Annotated in this window: 15 protein-coding genes; 2 read left to right on the top strand and 13 right to left on the bottom strand. The window is 62.9% G+C overall.

Annotated elements, in window-relative coordinates; all coding sequences use genetic code 11:
• Nucleotides 1–42 precede the first annotated feature (42 nt).
• The gene (locus KEM63_RS02430) at nt 43–987 is read left to right on the top strand and encodes an alpha/beta hydrolase (RefSeq protein ID WP_223654629.1); all 945 of its coding nucleotides are present in this window, start codon (nt 43–45) and stop codon (nt 985–987) included.
• Nucleotides 981–2,162 carry an MFS transporter gene (locus tag KEM63_RS02425; RefSeq protein WP_223654628.1) on the top strand — a complete coding sequence of 394 codons (1,182 nt, stop codon included), beginning with the start codon at nt 981–983 and terminating at the stop codon, nt 2,160–2,162. Before KEM63_RS02430 ends, KEM63_RS02425 begins: the two co-directional genes overlap by 7 nt.
• On the opposite strand, the gene arsJ is transcribed toward KEM63_RS02425, so the two are convergent.
• The 13 genes from arsJ to pepP form a co-directional block, all read right to left on the bottom strand.
• Nucleotides 2,159–3,382 (bottom strand): organoarsenical effux MFS transporter ArsJ, encoded by a 1,224-nt coding sequence (arsJ, locus tag KEM63_RS02420; protein ID WP_223654627.1) that lies wholly within the window; start codon nt 3,380–3,382, stop codon nt 2,159–2,161. The two genes, KEM63_RS02425 and arsJ, sit on opposite strands and share 4 nt — an antisense overlap.
• Before the next feature lie 2 nt (nt 3,383–3,384).
• On the bottom strand, nt 3,385–4,389 hold the full coding sequence (locus tag KEM63_RS02415; protein WP_223654626.1) for an ArsJ-associated glyceraldehyde-3-phosphate dehydrogenase: 1,005 nt from the start codon (nt 4,387–4,389) through the stop codon (nt 3,385–3,387).
• Between the two features lie 58 nt (nt 4,390–4,447).
• Nucleotides 4,448–5,158 (bottom strand): arsenical resistance protein ArsH, encoded by a 711-nt coding sequence (gene arsH / locus KEM63_RS02410; protein ID WP_223654625.1) that lies wholly within the window; start codon nt 5,156–5,158, stop codon nt 4,448–4,450.
• 19 nt (nt 5,159–5,177) lie between these two features.
• Complete coding sequence (locus KEM63_RS02405; protein ID WP_223654624.1) at nt 5,178–5,531, bottom strand: metalloregulator ArsR/SmtB family transcription factor; 354 nt, start codon at nt 5,529–5,531, stop codon at nt 5,178–5,180.
• Nucleotides 5,532–5,602: 71 nt separating this feature from the next.
• Complete coding sequence (mgtE, locus tag KEM63_RS02400) at nt 5,603–7,219, bottom strand: magnesium transporter (RefSeq protein WP_223654623.1); 1,617 nt, start codon at nt 7,217–7,219, stop codon at nt 5,603–5,605.
• A 150-nt stretch (nt 7,220–7,369) separates the two neighbouring features.
• Nucleotides 7,370–10,255, bottom strand: coding sequence for an aminomethyl-transferring glycine dehydrogenase (gene gcvP, locus KEM63_RS02395; protein ID WP_223654622.1), 2,886 nt, complete (start codon nt 10,253–10,255; stop codon nt 7,370–7,372).
• Between the two features lie 359 nt (nt 10,256–10,614).
• Nucleotides 10,615–10,995, bottom strand: coding sequence for a glycine cleavage system protein GcvH (gcvH, locus tag KEM63_RS02390; RefSeq protein WP_223654621.1), 381 nt, complete (start codon nt 10,993–10,995; stop codon nt 10,615–10,617).
• A 30-nt stretch (nt 10,996–11,025) separates the two neighbouring features.
• Complete coding sequence (gcvT, locus tag KEM63_RS02385; RefSeq protein ID WP_223654620.1) at nt 11,026–12,111, bottom strand: glycine cleavage system aminomethyltransferase GcvT; 1,086 nt, start codon at nt 12,109–12,111, stop codon at nt 11,026–11,028.
• 83 nt (nt 12,112–12,194) lie between these two features.
• Entirely contained in the window at nt 12,195–13,823 is a 1,629-nt protein-coding gene (locus KEM63_RS02380) for an ABC transporter permease (RefSeq protein ID WP_423747824.1), read from the bottom strand.
• A gap of 99 nt (nt 13,824–13,922) precedes the next feature.
• The gene (locus KEM63_RS02375) at nt 13,923–14,924 is read right to left on the bottom strand and encodes an extracellular solute-binding protein (RefSeq protein ID WP_223654619.1); all 1,002 of its coding nucleotides are present in this window, start codon (nt 14,922–14,924) and stop codon (nt 13,923–13,925) included.
• Nucleotides 14,925–14,994: 70 nt separating this feature from the next.
• Nucleotides 14,995–16,248 (bottom strand): FAD-dependent monooxygenase, encoded by a 1,254-nt coding sequence (locus tag KEM63_RS02370; RefSeq protein ID WP_223654618.1) that lies wholly within the window; start codon nt 16,246–16,248, stop codon nt 14,995–14,997.
• Between the two features lie 17 nt (nt 16,249–16,265).
• Entirely contained in the window at nt 16,266–17,453 is a 1,188-nt protein-coding gene (ubiH, locus tag KEM63_RS02365; RefSeq protein ID WP_223654617.1) for a 2-octaprenyl-6-methoxyphenyl hydroxylase, read from the bottom strand.
• Complete coding sequence (gene pepP / locus KEM63_RS02360; protein ID WP_223654616.1) at nt 17,450–18,781, bottom strand: Xaa-Pro aminopeptidase; 1,332 nt, start codon at nt 18,779–18,781, stop codon at nt 17,450–17,452. Before pepP ends, ubiH begins: the two co-directional genes overlap by 4 nt.
• Nucleotides 18,782–18,792 lie beyond the last annotated feature (11 nt).

The following is an 18,792-nucleotide window of genomic DNA, read 5'->3' as shown; positions in this document are numbered from 1 at the left end:
CAACTGATAGGTAGACACAAGTTACAGCAGAGGAGACATACGATGAATGCCGCTCACATTCGCCGCACTATCGGGCTTGGTACGGTAAGGATGCTGTCATCGGTCTTTCCGGACCGCTTCGCAAGGATCGGGGCCAAGCGCTTCCTGGAACCCCGCACCCTGGTTCGACCGCAGCGCTGGCCGCAGGCGTTCGAGCGCTTCGAGCGCCGTCTCGTGACGGCAGGCGACGAGACGGTCCCGCTCTGGATCAAGGGCGAAGGTCCACGGGTGCTGCTGGTGCATGGCTGGGAAAGCGACCACAACGCCATGGGCGCATTCGTCGAGCCTCTGCTCAGCCAGGGCTACAGTGTGGCTGCGCTGGATCTCCCCGCTCACGGGCTGGCAACTGGCCGCCGCGCCCCGCTGTTACTGCTCGCCCGGGCAATTGCCCGGGCGGGGGTGGAGTGCGGTGAATTGCATGCAATCATTGCCCATTCGGTGGGCGGGGCAACATCGGTTCTCGCGATGGAAGCCTACGGCTTGCAGGCTTCGCGTCTGGTGTTGATTGGCGCACCGCAGGCTGCCCGGTATCAGGCACTGAGCCAGGGCCGAGCGCAGGGCCTTTCCGAACGGTCGCTGACGCGGATGACCCGCCACATTCAGCAGGGTCTTGAAGCGCCGCTGGAACGCTTCCGGACGGACCTGGGTCTCGCACAACTGGACACGGCTGTCATGCTGGTGCACGCCGAAGACGACGCCGTGGTGCCGATCGCCGCGGCACGCAGCAACGCCGCCGCCTGCAAGGCCAAGACCCTATGGCTCGACAGCGGAGGTCACAACAGGGTGCTCGGCGAGCCGCGTGTACTGCAGGCTATTGCGAGCTTCCTCAAGACCGGCAGCCGACGCAACCGGTTTCCCGGTGCGCTACGCCGTCCGCCCGGTGCAAGCCGTTCGGATCAGCTGCGGGAAGCGTCCAGTTCAGCGCCCCGGGGCGGTGCATCATGCTGATGCGCATACTCGCACTGACGCTTGCTACCGCCGCGGTTGGCACGCAAACCTTCGTGTTTGCCGGGCTGCTGATCGAGCTGGCTCGGGATCTTCAGGTAACCACTGCAACCGGCGGATACCTGGCCACGGCCTTCGCACTGGCCTATGCGCTCACGGCACCGTTCATAGCGCTGCGTACCGGACAGCTGGAGCGGCGCCGGCTGCTGTGGATGGCACTGGTGACGGTCGCATTGATCAACCTGTGCGCGGCGTGGGCTTCGAGCTTCACCGAGCTACTGGCCCTGCGCGTGCTGGCAGGACTGGCTGCCACACTGGTTATACCGGTCGTGCCCTCGACGGTCGCGCTGTTGTTTCCACCCGAGCGCCGCGCGCAGGTGCTGGCCATGGTGATGGGCGGCATGGTGCTGGCGTTCCTGTTCGGCATGCCGATGGGCAGCCTTGTGGGCGGCCTGTTCGGCTGGCGGTCAACATTCGTGCTCGCCGCAGTGCTCTGTCTGATCGCTGCAGCGGGGGTGCGACTTGCGCTGCCCCGGGTGGCCAGTCAGGACAGCATGGGCTGGCGTGTGCTGCGGGTGGGTGGTGATCCCCAGGTTCGCCGATTGCTGATCATGACCTTTACCGCATTTGCTGCGACCTTCTGTGTCGTCCCGTACATAGCCCCCGTCGTGGAACGGGTGATCGGAAACACCCGGCACGTCGCCCTGGCACAGATGCTGGTCGGGGTTGGCGCAATGGTCGGAGTGACGCTGGCCAGTCGCATGGGCCAGGTGCGCAACCCGGGGCGGATCCTCATGCGCATCTTCATATGCATCGGCACGACCCAGCTGCTGTATTCGGCCAGCATGCTGTGGTTGCCGGGTCAGGGCCTGCTGAGCTGGGCTGGCCTGGGGGCAGCGGTCACACTCGGTGCGGCAGGATTGTTTACCCTGTCCCCGCTGATTCAGGCACAACTGGTGGAAGCGGCTCCGCAGGGGCGTCAGGTGGTGATGGCCCTGAACGGCTCGATGATGTTTCTGGGACAGGGTGCCGGGGCTGCGATTGGTGCCCAGGTCACCCACGCCACGTCGTTGCCGATGCTCGGCCTCGCTGGCGCCAGCATCGCCGCCCTCGGCTGGTTGTGCGCGCGGCACCTGCGATCAACTACTGCGGCGGCGGCTATGCATGCAGCCGACTAGCTAGCGCTAAACCGATGCCGCGGCAGTTTCAACGAGATCAGGGCGGCCGTGGCCAGGAAGAATGTCGATACCCACAGACAGGCCTCCAGGCCGTAGGCCTGATAGACCCAGCCGGACAGCAGCGTACCGATCAATCGGCCCATTGCATTGGACATGTAATAGAAACCGACATCCAGTGACACCCCATCAGCTTTGGCATAAGAGACGATCAGGTAGCTGTGCAGCGAGGAATTGACGGCAAACAGCACGCCGAAGGTCATCAGCCCACCCAGCAGAATAACCTCCGCCGCCCCGTCGCTCAGCAGGCCCAGCGCAATGGCCCCCGGAACCACCGTGAGCGACGCTGCCCAGCCGAACGCCGCTGCTGCGCCAGGTACGCTACCGCGGCGTTTGCCGGTGATCCCCGGAGCCAGCGTCTGGACGATACCGTAGCCAATCACCCAACTGGCCAGAAACCCGCCGACCTGCCAATGGTCCCAGCCGAACACGCTGCTCAGATACACCGGCAGGGCGATCACGAACCAGACGTCGCGGGCGCCGAACAGAAACAGCCGAGCTGCCGACAGCACGTTGATGGGGCCGCTCTTGGACAGCATCTCGCGGAACTTCGGCTTCGCCTTCGCTCTGCCCAGATCCCGTTTCAGCAGGAACAGGCTCGCAATCCAGACCAGCGCGAGGATGCAGGCCATGGCCAGCACGGCACCTGCAAAACCGAGCAACGCCAACAGCGCGCCACCCACAAAGAAGCCAGCACCCTTGAGCGCGTTCTTCGAACCGGTCAACAGCGCAACCCAGCGATACAGCGCGCCCTGCTGACCCTCCGGCACGAGCAGCTTTATCGCGCTTTTGGCGCTCATCTTGTTGAGGTCCTTGGCGATGCCCGATATCGCCTGCGCCCCCATCACCCACACCACCGTCAACCACTCGGGCGGCACCGTGAGCATCAATAGCGCCGCCACCTGCAAGGCGAGACCGATATTCATGGTCCGGTTCAGCCCGATACGCGCCCCGAGATAGCCACCCACCAGATTGGTGACGACACCGAATAGCTCGTAGAACAAAAACAGCGAGGCGATCTGCAGCGGACTGTAACCGAGGCTGTGGAAATGCAGCACCACCAGCATGCGCAACGCGCCATCGGTCAGCGTGAAGGCCCAGTAATTGCCCGTTACCACCAGATATTGCCGAACCTCCGGCGCCAGACTCGGCAATCGGCGCATGCTCAGCCCGCCTGGCCGACCAGACGCGCCAGTTCGACGGTACGGTTGGCATAGCCCCATTCGTTGTCGTACCAGCTGTATAGCTTCACCTGGGTACCGTTGATCACCATGGTCGACAGCGCATCGATGATCGACGAGCGAGGATCGGTGCGATAGTCGATCGAGACCAGGGGGCGCTCCTCGTATCCGAGAATACCTTTCAGCTCACCGTCTGCCGCGGCCTTGAACAGCGCATTGACCTGTTCGACCGACGTCGCGCGCTCCACCTCGAATACACAGTCGGTCAACGAGGCATTGGCCAGAGGAACGCGCACGGCGTGCCCGTTGAGCTTGCCGCGCAGTTCAGGAAAAATCTCCGCGATTGCCGTCGCCGATCCGGTACTGGTCGGGATCAGACTCATCCCGGCGGCACGCGCACGGCGCAAGTCCTTGTGCGGCTGGTCGAGGATGCTCTGCGTGTTGGTGACATCGTGAATGGTGGTGATGGAGCCGTGGCGGATTCCCAGCGCTTCGTGAATGACCTTCACGACCGGCGCCAGACAGTTGGTGGTGCAGGACGCAGCGGTGACGATCCGATGTTTAGCCGGATCGAACAGGTGCTGGTTCACTCCCAGCACCACGTTCAAGGCACCGGCTTCCTTCACCGGCGCGCTGACGACCACCCGCTTGACCCCCTGGCGCAGATATTCCTCGAGCACCTCGACGGTCTTCATCTTGCCGCTGGCTTCGATGACCAGATCGCAGTCCGACCAGTCCCCGTTGCCGATGGTCTTGTGCTGGGTGAGGGTGATGGACTTGCCATCGATCACCAGCTTGCCATCCTGGTGACGTGCCTCATGGTGCCAGCGACCATGCACCGAATCGAAGTTCAGCAAATGCGCATGCGTTGCCGCATCGCCGGCCGGATCGTTGATGCAAATGAAGTCCAGCTCGGGCCAGTCCCACGCGGCGCGAAGCGCCAGCTTGCCGATGCGCCCGAATCCGTTGATGCCCACCTTGATCGTCATGTCCGTCACCTCGTTGGCCAGCGCCTGTCAGCAAACAGACGCTGCGCGTTGATTCGAATCAGATGCTGCGTTGATTGACCCGCCGGGAGAGCTCCTGTGCAGACTCCTTGCGTTCAGAGTAGCGATCCACCAGGTAGTCTGCGCGACCGCGCAGCAGCCAGGTGAACTTGACCAGCTCTTCCATCACGTCAACCACCCGATCGTAATAGGCCGACGGTTTCATTCGGCCGTCTGCGTCGAACTCCAGGAAGGCCTTGGGCACCGATGACTGGTTGGGGATCGTGACCATGCGCATCCAGCGACCCAGCACGCGCAGCTGGTTGACCACGTTGAACGATTGCGACCCGCCGCACACCTGCATCACTGCCAGCGTCTTGCCCTGGGTCGGTCGGACGGCCCCCATCGCAAGCGGCACCCAGTCGATCTGCGACTTGAAAACGCCGGTCATCGCACCATGGCGCTCGGGCGAGCACCACACCTGGCCTTCGGACCACTGCATCAGCTCGCGCAATTGGACAACCTTCGGATGATCCTCCGCAGCGTCATCGGGCAGCGGCAGGCCGGAGGGATCGTAGATGCGCGTCTCGGCGCCCATCAACTGAAGCAGACGCGCTGCCTCTTCGGTCAGCAAGCGGCTGAACGAACGCTCACGGGTCGAGCCGTAGAGCAGGAGGATGCGCAGCGGAGCGTCCGTCGACTCGACGCCCAGGCGCTGGTGCTCAGGCTGACGCAGCAGGTCGGAATTCAATGCGGGGAAATCAGAGTTCATCACGGTGGCCTCAATGGGATCAGCAGCAGCTGGCTCGTCGAACGGGCCGGTCGTCCATGCGACCGAGGCGCGTGAGCCCGTCTTCGATCCAGCCCTGGTTGGCGGAGCGGACGACATCCAGAACATGCCGAACCCAGGCCGGCAGTTCGTCGTGCAGCCGGTAATACACCCATTGGCCCTGCCGACGATCCTGGAACAGGCCGCTTTTACGAAGATCCGCCAGGTGGCGGGAAATCTTCGGCTGGCTGGCGTCCAGCGCACAGACGAGCTCGCATACACACAGTTCGCCTTCGCTGGCGACAAGCAGCGCGAGACGTGCACGGGTGTCATCGGCTAGCGACTTGAATAACGTCGGCGGATCGAATGGCGTCATGGACGAACTCCCTGAAACGAGTCCGCCGACTATATACGCTATTCCGCATATACGGAAGAGCGCATATGAAGTCAGATCAGCAGCAGGGTGGCCAATCCCAGGAATACGAAGAAGCCGACCACGTCGGTCACGGTGGTGAGGATGACACTGCCGGCCAGCGCGGGATCGATGCCGAACTTGCGCAGCACCAGCGGTACGGCAAGACCGGAAAACGCTGCGCACAGCAGGTTGAGCAGAATCGCCGCGCCGATGATGCCGCCAATCTGCCAACTGCCGAACCACACGTAGGCCAGCACCGCCACAACCAGAGCCCACAGCAGACCGTTGAGCAGACCGATACCCATCTCCTTGCCCAACAAGACCCTGGCGTTACCACCTTCCACCTGCCCGAGCGCCAGCCCGCGGATCACCAGCGTCAGGGTTTGGCTGCCAGCGATACCGCCCATGCTCGCAACGATGGGCATCAGCACGGCAAGCGCAACGATCTGCTCCAGCGTGCCCTGAAACTGCCCGATCACCCAGGCAGCGAGAAAGGCGGTGATCAGGTTGATGCCCAGCCACACAGAGCGCCGCAGGGTGCTCTTCAATACCGGGGCGAACATGTCGGCTTCATCGTCGAGGCCGGCCATGTGCATCATGGTGCTGCGCGACTCCTCACGGATGATATCCAGCACGTCATCCACCGTAATTCGCCCCAGCAGCACGCCGTGGTCATCGACCACTGCGGCCGACAGCATGTCCAGATCCTCGAATCGCCGGGCCACTTCGCGACTCGGCATCTGCACCGGCAGAGGCTGAAATTCGGCATCCATCACCGCCTCCACCTTCGCCTCGGGATCACTGGTAAGGATACGGCTGAGTCGCAACACGCCCTGATAGCGATTCTTTCGATCGACCACCATGACCTTGTCGGTATGGTCCGGCAGATCCTCGAGCAGACGCAGGTAGCGCAATACCGAGCCGACGCGCACATCGGCACGCACCGACAGGTGGTCGATGTTCATCAGACCGCCGGCGGAATCCTCGGGGTAGGACAGCATCGAGACCAGCTGCTTGCGCGTCGCCACGTCCATCGACAGCATGACCTCGCGGCCCGCTCCAGAAGGCAGCGCCTGGATCAGGTCGACCAGGTCGTCGAGGTCGAGCTTGCGTACCGCCGCGAAAAGATCTTCCTGATCCATCTCCTGCGCCAGACGTACCCGCACCTCCTCATGCAGGTGCACGAGGATCTTGCCGGCACGCTCACTGGAGAGCATTTCCCAGACGGTGCTGCGTTCTTCGGGTGGCAACGACTCGAGCAGACCCGCGGACTTGGCCGGATGCATCTGCTTGAACAGCTTGACGACCCGCTTGTAGCGACCTTCCTCCAATGCTTCCCGGACATGGCGGATGTCGGTAATCGCGGCAGCGGCTTCCTCGTCCAGCTCTGCCAGATCGGCGTCATCGGCATCACGCTGCAGGGCCGCCGCGACCAGCGGGTCGAGATAGGGTACGACCGCCGTCTCGTCTTCCTCACGCAGGTGCTGCCAGACCATCACCCGACGCTCTACATCGAGCGCTTCCAGCAGACTCGCCACCTTGCCCGGATGCATGCCACGCAGCAGCTTGCGCAGCTTCTTGCGCTTGCCTTCTTCAAGGGCATCAACAATGGTGTCGAGTTCGGTGTGGACCGGTGACGTGTCGCTCATGCAGGGTCTTTCCTACTGCCAGATGATCTCGGTCCCGATGGGACGACGGAGCGGGCCCTCAGGCCACTCATAGCATAGGCGATTTACCGCGCGGTGGTGGCATTCCACCGCCCGGTAAAAACAGGCGCGCCAGAGCGGCGCGCCGGCAGGTCAGCCTTCGTAGGCTTCGATCGGCGGGCAGGCGCAAAAGAGATTGCGATCGCCGTAGACGTTGTCGATGCGGTTCACGCTCGGCCAGAACTTGTTTGCCGCGACCCACGCCTGCGGGAATACAGCCTCCTGACGCGAGTACGGACGGTCCCACTCGCCAGTGATGTCGGCCAGCGTGTGCGGGGCGTTGTGCGGCGGGCTCTGCTCGACCGTCCACTCGCCCTGCTCGACCCGGCTGATTTCGCCGCGAATGGTCAGCATCGCGTCAACGAAACGATCAAGCTCGGCTTTCGACTCGCTCTCGGTCGGCTCGATCATCAGCGTACCCGGAACCGGGAACGACATGGTCGGTGCATGGAAGCCGAAATCCATAAGCCGCTTGGCCACGTCTTCCTCGGTGATACCCGAAGCAGCCTTGAGCGGGCGGATGTCGATGATGCATTCATGCGCAACGCGACCGTTGCGACCGCTATAGAGCACCGGATACGCCTGCCCCAACCGCCTGGCCAGGTAATTGGCATTGAGGATCGCCACTTCGGTAGCCCGGCGCAGGCCCTCCGCGCCCATCAGCGCGATGTAGGTCCAGCTGATCGGCAGGATGCTCGCGCTGCCCCAGGGCGCTGCGCTCACCGCGCCGTTTTCCGGGTCGGGCCCATCGAGCGGCACCACAGGATGGTTGGCAACATAGGGAGCGAGGTGCGCCTTGACCCCGATAGGCCCCATCCCCGGCCCACCACCCCCATGGGGTATGCAGAAGGTCTTGTGCAGGTTCATGTGCGACACGTCTGCGCCAATGTCGGCCGGCCGGGTCAGGCCCACCTGCGCATTGAGGTTGGCCCCGTCCATGTAAACCTGGCCGCCGTACTGGTGAATGATGTCGCAGATCTCGCGGATACCCTCTTCGTACACGCCGTGGGTGGACGGGTAGGTGATCATCAGGCACGACAGATTGTCTGCGTTGTCCTGGGCCTTCTGTTTCAGATCCGCAAAGTCGACGTTACCGTTGTCGTCGCAGTTGACCAGCACCACCCGCATGCTTGCCATCATCGCCGACGCCGGATTTGTACCGTGTGCAGAGGTCGGGATCAGACAGACATTGCGATGCTCGTCGCCGTTGGATTCATGGAATTTGCGGATGGCCAGCAGGCCGGCATACTCCCCCTGCGCACCGGAATTCGGCTGCATGCAGATGGCGTCGAAGCCGGTGATTTCACGCAGCGCCGCTTCGAGCTCGTCGATCATCACCTTGTAGCCTTCGGCCTGAGCCAGCGGGGCAAAGGGGTGCAGCTGGCCGAACTCCGGCCAGGTGATCGGGATCATTTCGGCGGTGGCGTTGAGCTTCATGGTGCAGGAGCCCAGCGGAATCATCGCGTGATTCAGCGCAAGGTCCCTGTTTTCCAGCGACTTGATGTAGCGCAGCATCTCGGTTTCCGAGTGATAGCTGTTGAACACCGGATGAGTGAGGAACGCCGACTGACGACGCAGCGCTGCGGGAATACCCATCGCCGCTGCACTCACGCGCTGATCCAGCGCTTCGATATTGCTGGCCTGACCATCGTCGGCAAATACCGCGAGCAGACGCTCCACGGTGCTACGGGTCGAGGTTTCGTCCAGACTCAGTCCGAGCGTGGTCTCATCGACCAGCCGCAGGTTGATCCGGGCTGCACGGGCCCGCTCGACGATTTCACCGGCGCGCCCGCCGACGTCCAGCGTAAGCGTGTCGAAGAAATGCGCGTTCTGTCGCTTGAAGCCTTTTTCTTCCAGGCCGGCAGCCAGGATGGCCGTCAACCGCTGCACGCGTTCGGCAATGGTTTTCAGCCCTTCAGAGCCGTGATAAACCGCATAGAAGCTGGCGATATTGGCCAACAGCACCTGCGCGGTGCAAATGTTCGAGTTGGCCTTCTCGCGGCGGATATGCTGCTCGCGCGTTTGCAACGCCATGCGCAGCGCGCGGTTACCGCGCGTATCGACCGACACCCCGATAATTCGCCCGGGCATTGCGCGCTTGTACGCATCGCGCGTGGCGAAGAACGCGGCATGCGGACCGCCGTATCCCATGGGCACGCCGAAGCGCTGAGCCGAGCCGAATACCACGTCGGCACCCAGCTCGCCCGGCGGTGTCAGCAGTACCAGACTGAGCAGGTCGGCGGCGACGCAGGCCAGTCCGTTCTGCGCATGAACGGCATCGATCAGCGGTTTCAGATCGTTGATCTCACCCCAGGTGTTGGGATACTGGAACAGCGCTCCGAATACCTCATGGTCGCCAAGATTGCGCACGTCATCAATGACCACTTCAAAGCCGAACGCTTCGGCCCGTGTGCGCACCACGGAAATGGTCTGCGGATGGGAGTCGTGGTCGATGAAAAACAGATTGCTCTTGCTCTTGGCCTGACGCTTGGCCAGTGCCATCGCCTCGGCCGCTGCGGTGGCTTCGTCGAGCAGCGACGCGCTGGCCAGCTCCATGCCGGTCAGATCGATCGACAACTGCTGGAAGTTGAGCAGCGCCTCGAGTCGGCCCTGGGCGATTTCAGGTTGGTACGGGGTATACGCGGTATACCAGCCGGGGTTTTCCAGCACATTGCGCAGAATCACATTCGGCGTCAGCGTGCCGTGGTAACCCATGCCAATGCAGGAGGTATAGATCTGATTCTTGCTGGCTACTCCTTTCAGATAACCAAGCACCTCGGCCTCGGTACGTGGTCCGGGCAGGTTGAGCAGATCCTTGCGCAGGATGCTGTTCGGGACCGTCTCGTTGATCAAGGCATCCAGCGACTCGACGCCGAGTGTTTCGAGCATCGACTGCTGTTCAGCATCGTCCGGACCGATATGGCGACGCAGAAACGCGTCAGTCTGTTCCAGATCGGTGAGGCTTCGGGTATTGCTCATGGGGTTACCTGCAAGAAGTATTGAAGATCTGAGTAGTCCTAGCGGAGATGCCGTGCCTGCGTGATGCCTCGGTGCTGGACGCGCCGTGGATACGTCCATGTAGGCTCATCCGCGGCATCCCTGCCGCGGACGGTCCAGCACCGAGGCATCCCGCATCTACTGCAGCGTCGCGGTCCGTAGGGTTTGCTGATTCACACCGATCCTAACGGGAGGTTCCGGCTTCGCTGGTTCGGACCGTCGGTGCCCTGGACGGGCACCGCCGAGCCCACATGGATGTGCTTGTAGCGTGTCCGAACCAGCGAAGTCGGAATCTCACCACGCATCAAACCCAGCCAATCAGCGAACCCCACACTGCATCGTTAGATAGAAGAACCGTAAGCGTCAGCATCCATCAGCTTGTCCAGCTCGCTGGCATCGGACGGCTTGATCTTGAAGAACCAGGCGCCGGTGTAGGGTTCGCCATTGACCAGATCCGGCGAATCACCGAGCGCGTCATTGATCGCCACGACTTCGCCGCTGACCGGCGCGTAGATATCGGAGGCGGCCTTGACCGATTCGACTACTGCGCACTCTTCACCGGCATTCACCTGGCGGCCGACTTCCGGCAGCTCGACGAATACCACGTCACCCAGCAGATCCTGAGCGTGATCGGTGATACCGACGGTGATGGTGCCATCAGCTTCCTGGCGCGCCCATTCGTGACTGGAGGCGTAACGCAGGTCGGCGGGAATGTTGCTCATTGAACTGTCCTCAAATGGGTAAGGTAATGCTTATTCGAAAACGGGCTTGCCGTTGCGCACGAAGCTCGGCTTGACCACGCGAACGTCGAGCTGTTTACCGCGAATTTCCACCTTGGCCGAACTGCCGGTAGCACGCGGAACGCGCGCCAGTGCGATCGAGACACCAAGGGTCGGAGAGAAGCTGCCGCTGGTGATTTCGCCTTCGCCAACGCCGTCGACGATGACCTTCTGGTGTCCACGCAACACGGCACGCTCGGCCAGCACCAGACCAACCAGCTTGGGCTGGTCGCCCGCTTCACGCTGGGCCTCGAGCGCCTTGCGCCCGATGAAGTCACGCTCGGTGGGCTCCCAGGCGATGGTCCAGCCCATATTGGCGGCCAACGGCGATACCGTCTCGTCCATATCCGAGCCGTACAGGTTCATACCCGCTTCCAGACGCAGTGTGTCGCGCGCGCCCAACCCGCAGGGCTTGCAGCCGGCAGCGATCAAAGCATCCCAGAATGCGCCTGCTTCTTCGGCGGGCAGCATGATTTCCAGGCCGTCCTCACCGGTATAGCCGGTACGGCCAATGAACCATTGTCCTTCGGGGTGGCCCTGGAACGGCTTGAGATCGTTGATCAGCGCGGCCCTGCTGTCGCTGACGACCTGTGACACCACCGAGCGTGCCCGAGGGCCCTGCACGGCGAGCATCGCCAGATCATCGCGCTCGACCAGCTTCACCGCAAAGGGCTCGGCCTGCAGACGGATCCAGGCCAGATCCTTTTCCCGGGTTGCGGCATTGACCACGACGCGATAGGACTCGCCCACCAGATAGACGATGAGGTCGTCGATCACACCGCCGTCTTCGTTGAGCATGCCGCTGTACAGCGCCTTGCCACTGAGCGTGAGACGGGCCACATCGTTGGCCAGCAGGTACTGCAGAAAGGCCTTGGCTTCGGTTCCGGAAACATCGATCACCGTCATGTGCGAGACATCGAACATGCCTACGTCGCGCCGCACCTGATGATGCTCCTCCATCTGCGAGCCATAGTGCAGCGGCATGTCCCAGCCACCAAAATCGACCATCTTGGCGCCCGCGGCGAGGTGCTGCTCATAGAGCGGAGTGCGCGATCCCATTGAGGTTCCTTAGCGAGCAGTGTGCAAAGCGTGAATTGTAGCCAAATCGCATGGCATGTGCAGCCTCGCCGCAACGCCGTGTATCAGCGGCGAGCCGAACTTCTGATCAGCACGATGACCGGCAGCAGTCCGACCAGTACCAGGGTGATCGCCGGCAGCGCTGCCCGTGCCCATTCGCCTTCTGCGGTAAGTCCATGAATCCGCACAGCAAGCGTATCCCAGCCGAAGGGGCGCATGAGCAGTGTGGCGGGCATCTCCTTCAGCACATCGACGAACACCAGCAGCGCCGCGCTCAGCACCCCCGGCAGAATCAGCGGCAGATAGACCCGCCAGAACACGGCCCAGCCAGTGTGACCCAGACTGTGTGCAGCCTCGGGTAACGACGGCCGGATGCGCGCAAGCGAGGCGTCGAGCGGGCCGTATGCAACGGCCATGAAGCGGATCAGGTAGGCCAGAAGCAGGGCAAACAGGCCGCCGACCAGCAGTGTGCCGGGGTCTGTTTCACCCAACCAGGTACGCAGGGGTATCAACAGGTGATTATCGATATGGCTGAACGCGAACATGATGCCTACGGCGAGCACCGAGCCGGGCAATGCGTACCCCAGATTGGCCACCGCTACCGCGCTGCGTACCCTGCGAAAGGGTTGCAGCCGCCGGGACAGGACCAGCAGTATGCCGACGCTTACGGTTATCACGGCCGCCGCGGCTCCCAGACTCAAGGTGTTGCGAATCAATGCCCAGTACCGTTCGTCCAGGTCGTGAATGGCACTGGCCCACAACCAGTGGAGCAGCTGCATCAGCGGTATGATGAAGGCCAGCGCCAGCACCAGCAGGCAATAACCAGTGGCCAGCCAGGCAAGCGGACCCTTGAGCCGGTACAGCGCCCCTTGCCGCGGTTTGTCCACCCCGGGGAAACGTCGCGCACCCTGGGCGCGCCGCTCCAGATACAACGCCAGAAAAACGAATACCAGCAGCACGCTGGCCAGCTGCGTGGCGGTCTGCAGGCTGAAAAAGCCATACCAGGTCTTGTAGATGGCCGTAGTGAAGGTGTCATAGTTGAAAACCGACACCGCGCCGAAGTCGGCCAGGGTTTCCATCAGCGCCAGCGCCGCCCCGGCACCGATCGCCGGTCGCGCCATCGGCAAAGCGACCCGCCAGAATCCCTGCCAGGGCGTATGGCCGAGGATCCGTGATGCCTCCATCAGCCCACGCCCCTGCGCGAGAAACGCATTGCGTGCGAGCAGATACACGTAGGGGTAAAACACCAGTGTCAGCACGGCGACCACGCCGCCCGGCGAGCGGATGGAGAAGAACAGCCGAAAGTCGTTGCCCAGCCACCCGCGCAATGCCGACTGCAGCGGGCCGGCGAAGTCCAGCAGGCCGATACTGACGAAGGCCAGTACGTAGGCAGGGATGGCAAAGGGCAGCATCAGCGCCCAGTCGAATATCCGCCTCCCGGGGAACTCGCACAGACTGGTCAGCCACGCCAGGCTGACGCCCAGCACGATCACCCCGGAACCCACGCCTGCTACGAGCAGCAACGTATTGCCGATCAACCGCGCCATCTGCGTTTCCAGCAGATGACCCCATATCTGGCCATCAACGCTCTGCCAGCTCACTACCAGCACCAGCAACGGCAGCAATACCAGCGCCGCCGCAAGATACGGAGCGACCTGCCACTGAGGTTTGGAGGCAATGGAACGATGGGGCACAACGACTCCGGGTCAGAAACGAACACGCCCGGTCAGTGACCGGGCGCGCAGTATAGCGACAATTCGACTCGCGGCGACTTGCCGCGAATCAATCAGCTGTCAGTTCCAGCCCAGACGATCCATCAGCATGATTGCTTCCGGCTGACGGCGGCCAGCGACTTCAACATTGACCGAGTCACGTTTGAAGTCGCCCCAGGCCTGAACTTCCTCGGACGGCTTGACCGATTCGTTGGCCGGGAATTCCTGGTTGGCGTCAGCGAAGATGCGCTGCGCTTCCTCCGTAGTCAGCCACTCGAGGAATTTCTGGGCTTCCTTCGGATTCGGCGCGTGCTTGGTCACGCCTGCGCCGGACAGATTCACGTGCACACCGCGGCCATCCTGGTTCGGCCAGAACAGCTTGACGGCCAGGTGCGGGTTGTCGGCGTGCAAGCGGCCAAAGTAATAGGTATTGACGATGCCTACGTCGCACTGACCTTCATGAATCGCAGCCATCAGGGCGGTGTCATCCGGGAACACCGGTGCAGCGAGATTGGAGACCCAACCCTTGATCACTTCGCCTGTCTTCTCTTCGCCAAGCGACTCGATCATGGTGGCGGTCAGCGACTGGTTGTAGACCTTTTTCGAGGTACGCAGGCACAGACGGCCCTTCCACTCGTCGTCAGCCAGTGCCTCGTAGGTGCTCAGCTCGCCCGGCTCTACCCGCTCGGTCGAGTAGACGATGGTGCGGGCACGAAGCGACAGGCCGGTCCACTTGTCATTCTGGGAGCGGTACTGAGACGGGATATTCTCTTCGATGACGTCCGATTTCACCGCGCGGAACAGGTCCTGCTGCTCGGCCTGCCACAGGTTGCCAGCGTCCACGGTGATCAACAGATCGGCGGGCGTGTTCTTGCCCTCGGCCTGCAGACGCGCCATCAGCGGAGCTTCCTTGTCGGTGATGAACTGGATCTTGATGCCGGTCTTCTCGGTATACAGATCGAATACCGGCTGGATCAGGTGATCCTGCCTGGAGGAATAGACCACCAGTTCCTTGGGTGCCGCGAAACTGCTGAATGCGGTGACGGCAAGGCCGACCGTAGCGATGGAGCGCAGGAAGGACATGGAAACGCCTCTCAGTGGGAAACAGAGGCTAGATGATAATCATTTGAATCTAGCGTAGCAACCGGCACTGTCAGAGCCCGGGAGACGCCGCCTCCGGGTCCCGCGCCAGTGAGGGAAGCTCACCCGCAAGCCCCATGGCTCGGCGCATGATCCCCCCCTTCAGCAGGGACTGGCCATCGAGCAGACGCATACCTGTATTGCGAATCCAGCGCAGCGGCAACGCGTTGGCGTGGAACAGCCGCTCGAAACCCTCCATGGCCGCCATCATGCCAAGGTTCGCACCCATGCGGCGCCGCTCGTAGCGTTGCAGTACCGACAGCGCACCGATGCCTTCGCCACGCTGCAGCGCCGCCCTCACGACGTCGAACAGCTCGGCTGCATCGAGCAGACCCAGATTGACGCCCTGCCCGGCCAGCGGATGAATGCTGTGCGCAGCGTCGCCGATCAGCACCAGTCCTGGCATGGCATAGCGGCGGGCATGCCGTTGGCGCAGCGGAATGCGATGACGCTGATCAGCGGCGAGAATCCGTCCGAGCCGACTCTCGAAGGCCTCTTCCAGCTCCCTGAGAAAAGCCGCGTCATCCAGCGCCATGATCCGCCCGGCGTGCTCCGGCACGACCGACCAGACAATCGAGCAGTAGTGCGCCTGATTTCGATCATTGAGCGGGAGCAGCGCGAGCGGCCCGGTCGGCATGAAGCGTTGCCAGGCTGTAGCCTGATGCGGGCGCTCCGTTTGCACAGTGGTCACGATGGCATTGTGCAGGTAGTCCCATTCGCGCATCGCGAAACCAGCCAGCTCGCGCAGTTTGGACTTGGCCCCGTCCGCCGCGACTACTAGAGGCGCCTGAAGGTAATTGCCGCCCTCGAGCAGCAATCGCCAACTATCGGGTTCCTGCACCAGCCCTTCTACCCGCTGCTCGCCGAACAACCTGACGCCGATCTCGGCCAGGCTCTCCAGCAGGGCGTCCTGTATCAGATGATTCTCCACGACATGTCCGAGCCGCAGTTCGCCGAGCGCGTCGGCGTCGAAGCCGATCTCACCTGTGCCCTCGGCGTCCCACACGCGCATGAAGCGATAGGGCGAGCGACCCGCTGCAGGTAGCCGCTGCCACACACCCAGATTGGCGAAAATATGTTCGGACGCTGCACTGATCGCGCTGACGCGTGCATCGTAGCCCGAGCCAGTCGTCACGGTCCTGGCGGGCCCAGGCAACGGCATGGCATCGACCAGCGCAATCCGCAGGGGCAGATCTGCCAGCGCTCGGGCCAGCGTAGCGCCGACCATGCCGGCACCGACCACAATCACATCGAATTGCTGCGCCATGCGCGCCTCCGAAGACATTAAAGGCCCATCGCCTGTCTGGCGAAAAGCCGCTTGGCCGGCGGCAGGACATCCAGCCCGAGCAAACCGAGATTGCGGCCTACGGTCATCAGCGGTCGACGGTTGCTGAACAGCCGGGTCAGCCGATCACTGAAGGCCGTCGTCAGCCATTGATCACTGCGCTGCCCATCGAGATAACCCTGCAGTACCGCCAGCTCGCCCGGCCTCCGCCCCGCCTGGCCCGCGCAGATCAGCGCCTGCGCCAGCGCCTGGGTGTCGCGCAACGACAGATTGAAGCCCTGCCCGGCTATCGGGTGAAGGCTGTGGGCGGCATTGCCGAGCACCACGAGGGCCGTCCGTATCTGCTCTTCGGCCTCGATGAGCTTGAGCGGATAGCAGGCGCGCTCGCCGACCTGGGTCAGCGTGCCCATGCGAAAGCCGAACGCCTGCTGCAACCGATCGAGAAACTGCTCCGGCGCGAGGCTGGCGACATCCGCAGCCTGTTCCTCCGGCAGGGTCCACACCAGCGCGCTGCGATTGCCGGACAGTGGCAGCAAGGCCAGCGGTCCGGTGGACGTGAACCGTTCGTAGGCGACCGAGCCGTGCCCGGCAGCTGTGGTGACATTGGCAATCAGCGCCGCCTGGGAATAGGGCTGGACCTTGCGATAGATGCGCAGCTGATCGAGCAGACTGGACCGACCGCCATCAGCAATCACCAGCAAGTCGGTGTGCATTTCACTCACCGACTCACCGACTTCCACTTTCAGCCGATAGCCGCCGGATTCGGCCTGCGCCTCCAGTACCCGGGCGGGTGCCATCCACTGCACCACATCCTGGTCGAGCGCTCCCAGCAGCACATCGCCGAGCCAGGCGTTCTCGACCACATAGCCGAGGGCGGGAACCCGTTCGATGGTTGCTTCGATTCGCGCCGCGCCGGGATGGCCACGATCGGACACGTGAATCTCGCGAATCGGCTCGATCCGCTGCGCCAGGTGTTCCCATACCCCCAGTCGCTGATAAATCTGCCGGCTGCCCTGCGATAGGGCAGTGGAACGTGCATCGTAGCTGGGCTGCCAGCTGCCTGGCACCGGCGGATGCGCTTCGATCAGGCGAATCGACCAACCCAGCTCGCGCGCAACGCCCTGGAGTGACAGCGCCAGGCTCGCTCCGACCATGCCACCGCCAGCAATGGTGATGACGCAGCTCATGCAGCGTGCTCGCGCGCCGCCGCCATCAGCCGTTCTATCTCGTCGGCGTCCTTGGGCACGGCATCGGTCAGCACGTCACAGCCGGTACGCGTCACCACCACGTCGTCCTCTATGCGCACCCCGATACCACGCCACTTCTTGGGCACGCTGTCATCATCCGGAGCGATATAGATACCGGGCTCGACGGTCATGACCATGCCCGGTTCGAGCACGCGCCATTCACCACCGACGCGGTAGTCGCCTACATCGTGAACGTCCATGCCCAGCCAGTGGCCCGCGCGGTGCATGTAGAACCGGCGATAGGACTCGCTGGCAATGACCTCGTCGACCGAGCCCTTGAGCAGACCCAGGTCGATCAGCCCACCCACGATGACGCGGACGGTCGCCTCGTGCGCCTCGTTCCAGTGCCGGCCGGGCGCGATATGCTCGAAAGCTTCTTTCTGCGCAGCCAGCACGATGTCGTAGACCGCGCGCTGCTCGGCACTGAAGCGACCGTTGGCCGGGAAGGTGCGAGTGATGTCGCTGGCATAGCAGTCGAGTTCACAGCCTGCGTCGATCAGCACCAGATCACCATCGCGAATCTGGGCGGTGTTTTCCGTGTAATGCAGGATGCAGGCGTTGCGCCCCGCCGCGACAATCGACTGATATGCCGGGGAGCGGCTGCCGTGACGCATGAAGGTATGCTGCAGCTCGGCTTCGAGCTGATATTCGTACATGCCCGGCCGGCACACCTGCATGGCGCGCGTATGCGCCTGGGCGGAAATCTCGCCAGCAGCGTGCATGAGCTTGACCTCGGCAGCGTTCTTGTAAAGACGCATGTCGTGCAGCAGATGGTCGAGTGCGACGAACTCGTTCGGCGGCTGGGCCCCAAGCCGCGCCTTGCTGCGAATGATGTTGATCCAGCTGGTCAGGCGACGGTCGAACTCCTGGTTGGCTCCCATCGCGTAGTACACCCGCTCGCGCCCCTCGATCAGACCAGGCAGGATGTCGTCGATATCGTTGATCGGGAAGGCATCATCGGCGCCGAATTCGCTGACGGCGCCCTCCTGGCCGGCGCGGTAGCCGTCCCAGAGTTCGCGCTCCTTATCCTTCTCACGACAGAACATGACGTACTCGCCATGCTCGCGGCCGGGTACCAGCACCGCGACCGCCTCCGGCTCGGCAAAGCCGGTCAGATACTGAAAGTCGCTGTCCTGCCGGTAGTTATGCTCCACATCGCGATTACGGATGTAGACAGGAGCGGCGGGCAGGATGGCGATGCTGTTCGGCTCCATCTGGGCCATCAATGCCTTGCGGCGGCGGGCATATTCCTGCCTGGTGATACGCATGGTTGACCTCA

Source organism: Halopseudomonas nanhaiensis, from assembly GCF_020025155.1.
GTDB lineage: Bacteria > Pseudomonadota > Gammaproteobacteria > Pseudomonadales > Pseudomonadaceae > Halopseudomonas > Halopseudomonas nanhaiensis.
Note: the sequence above shows the minus strand (reverse complement) of the source record. Positions and strands in the feature narration are given on the sequence as shown.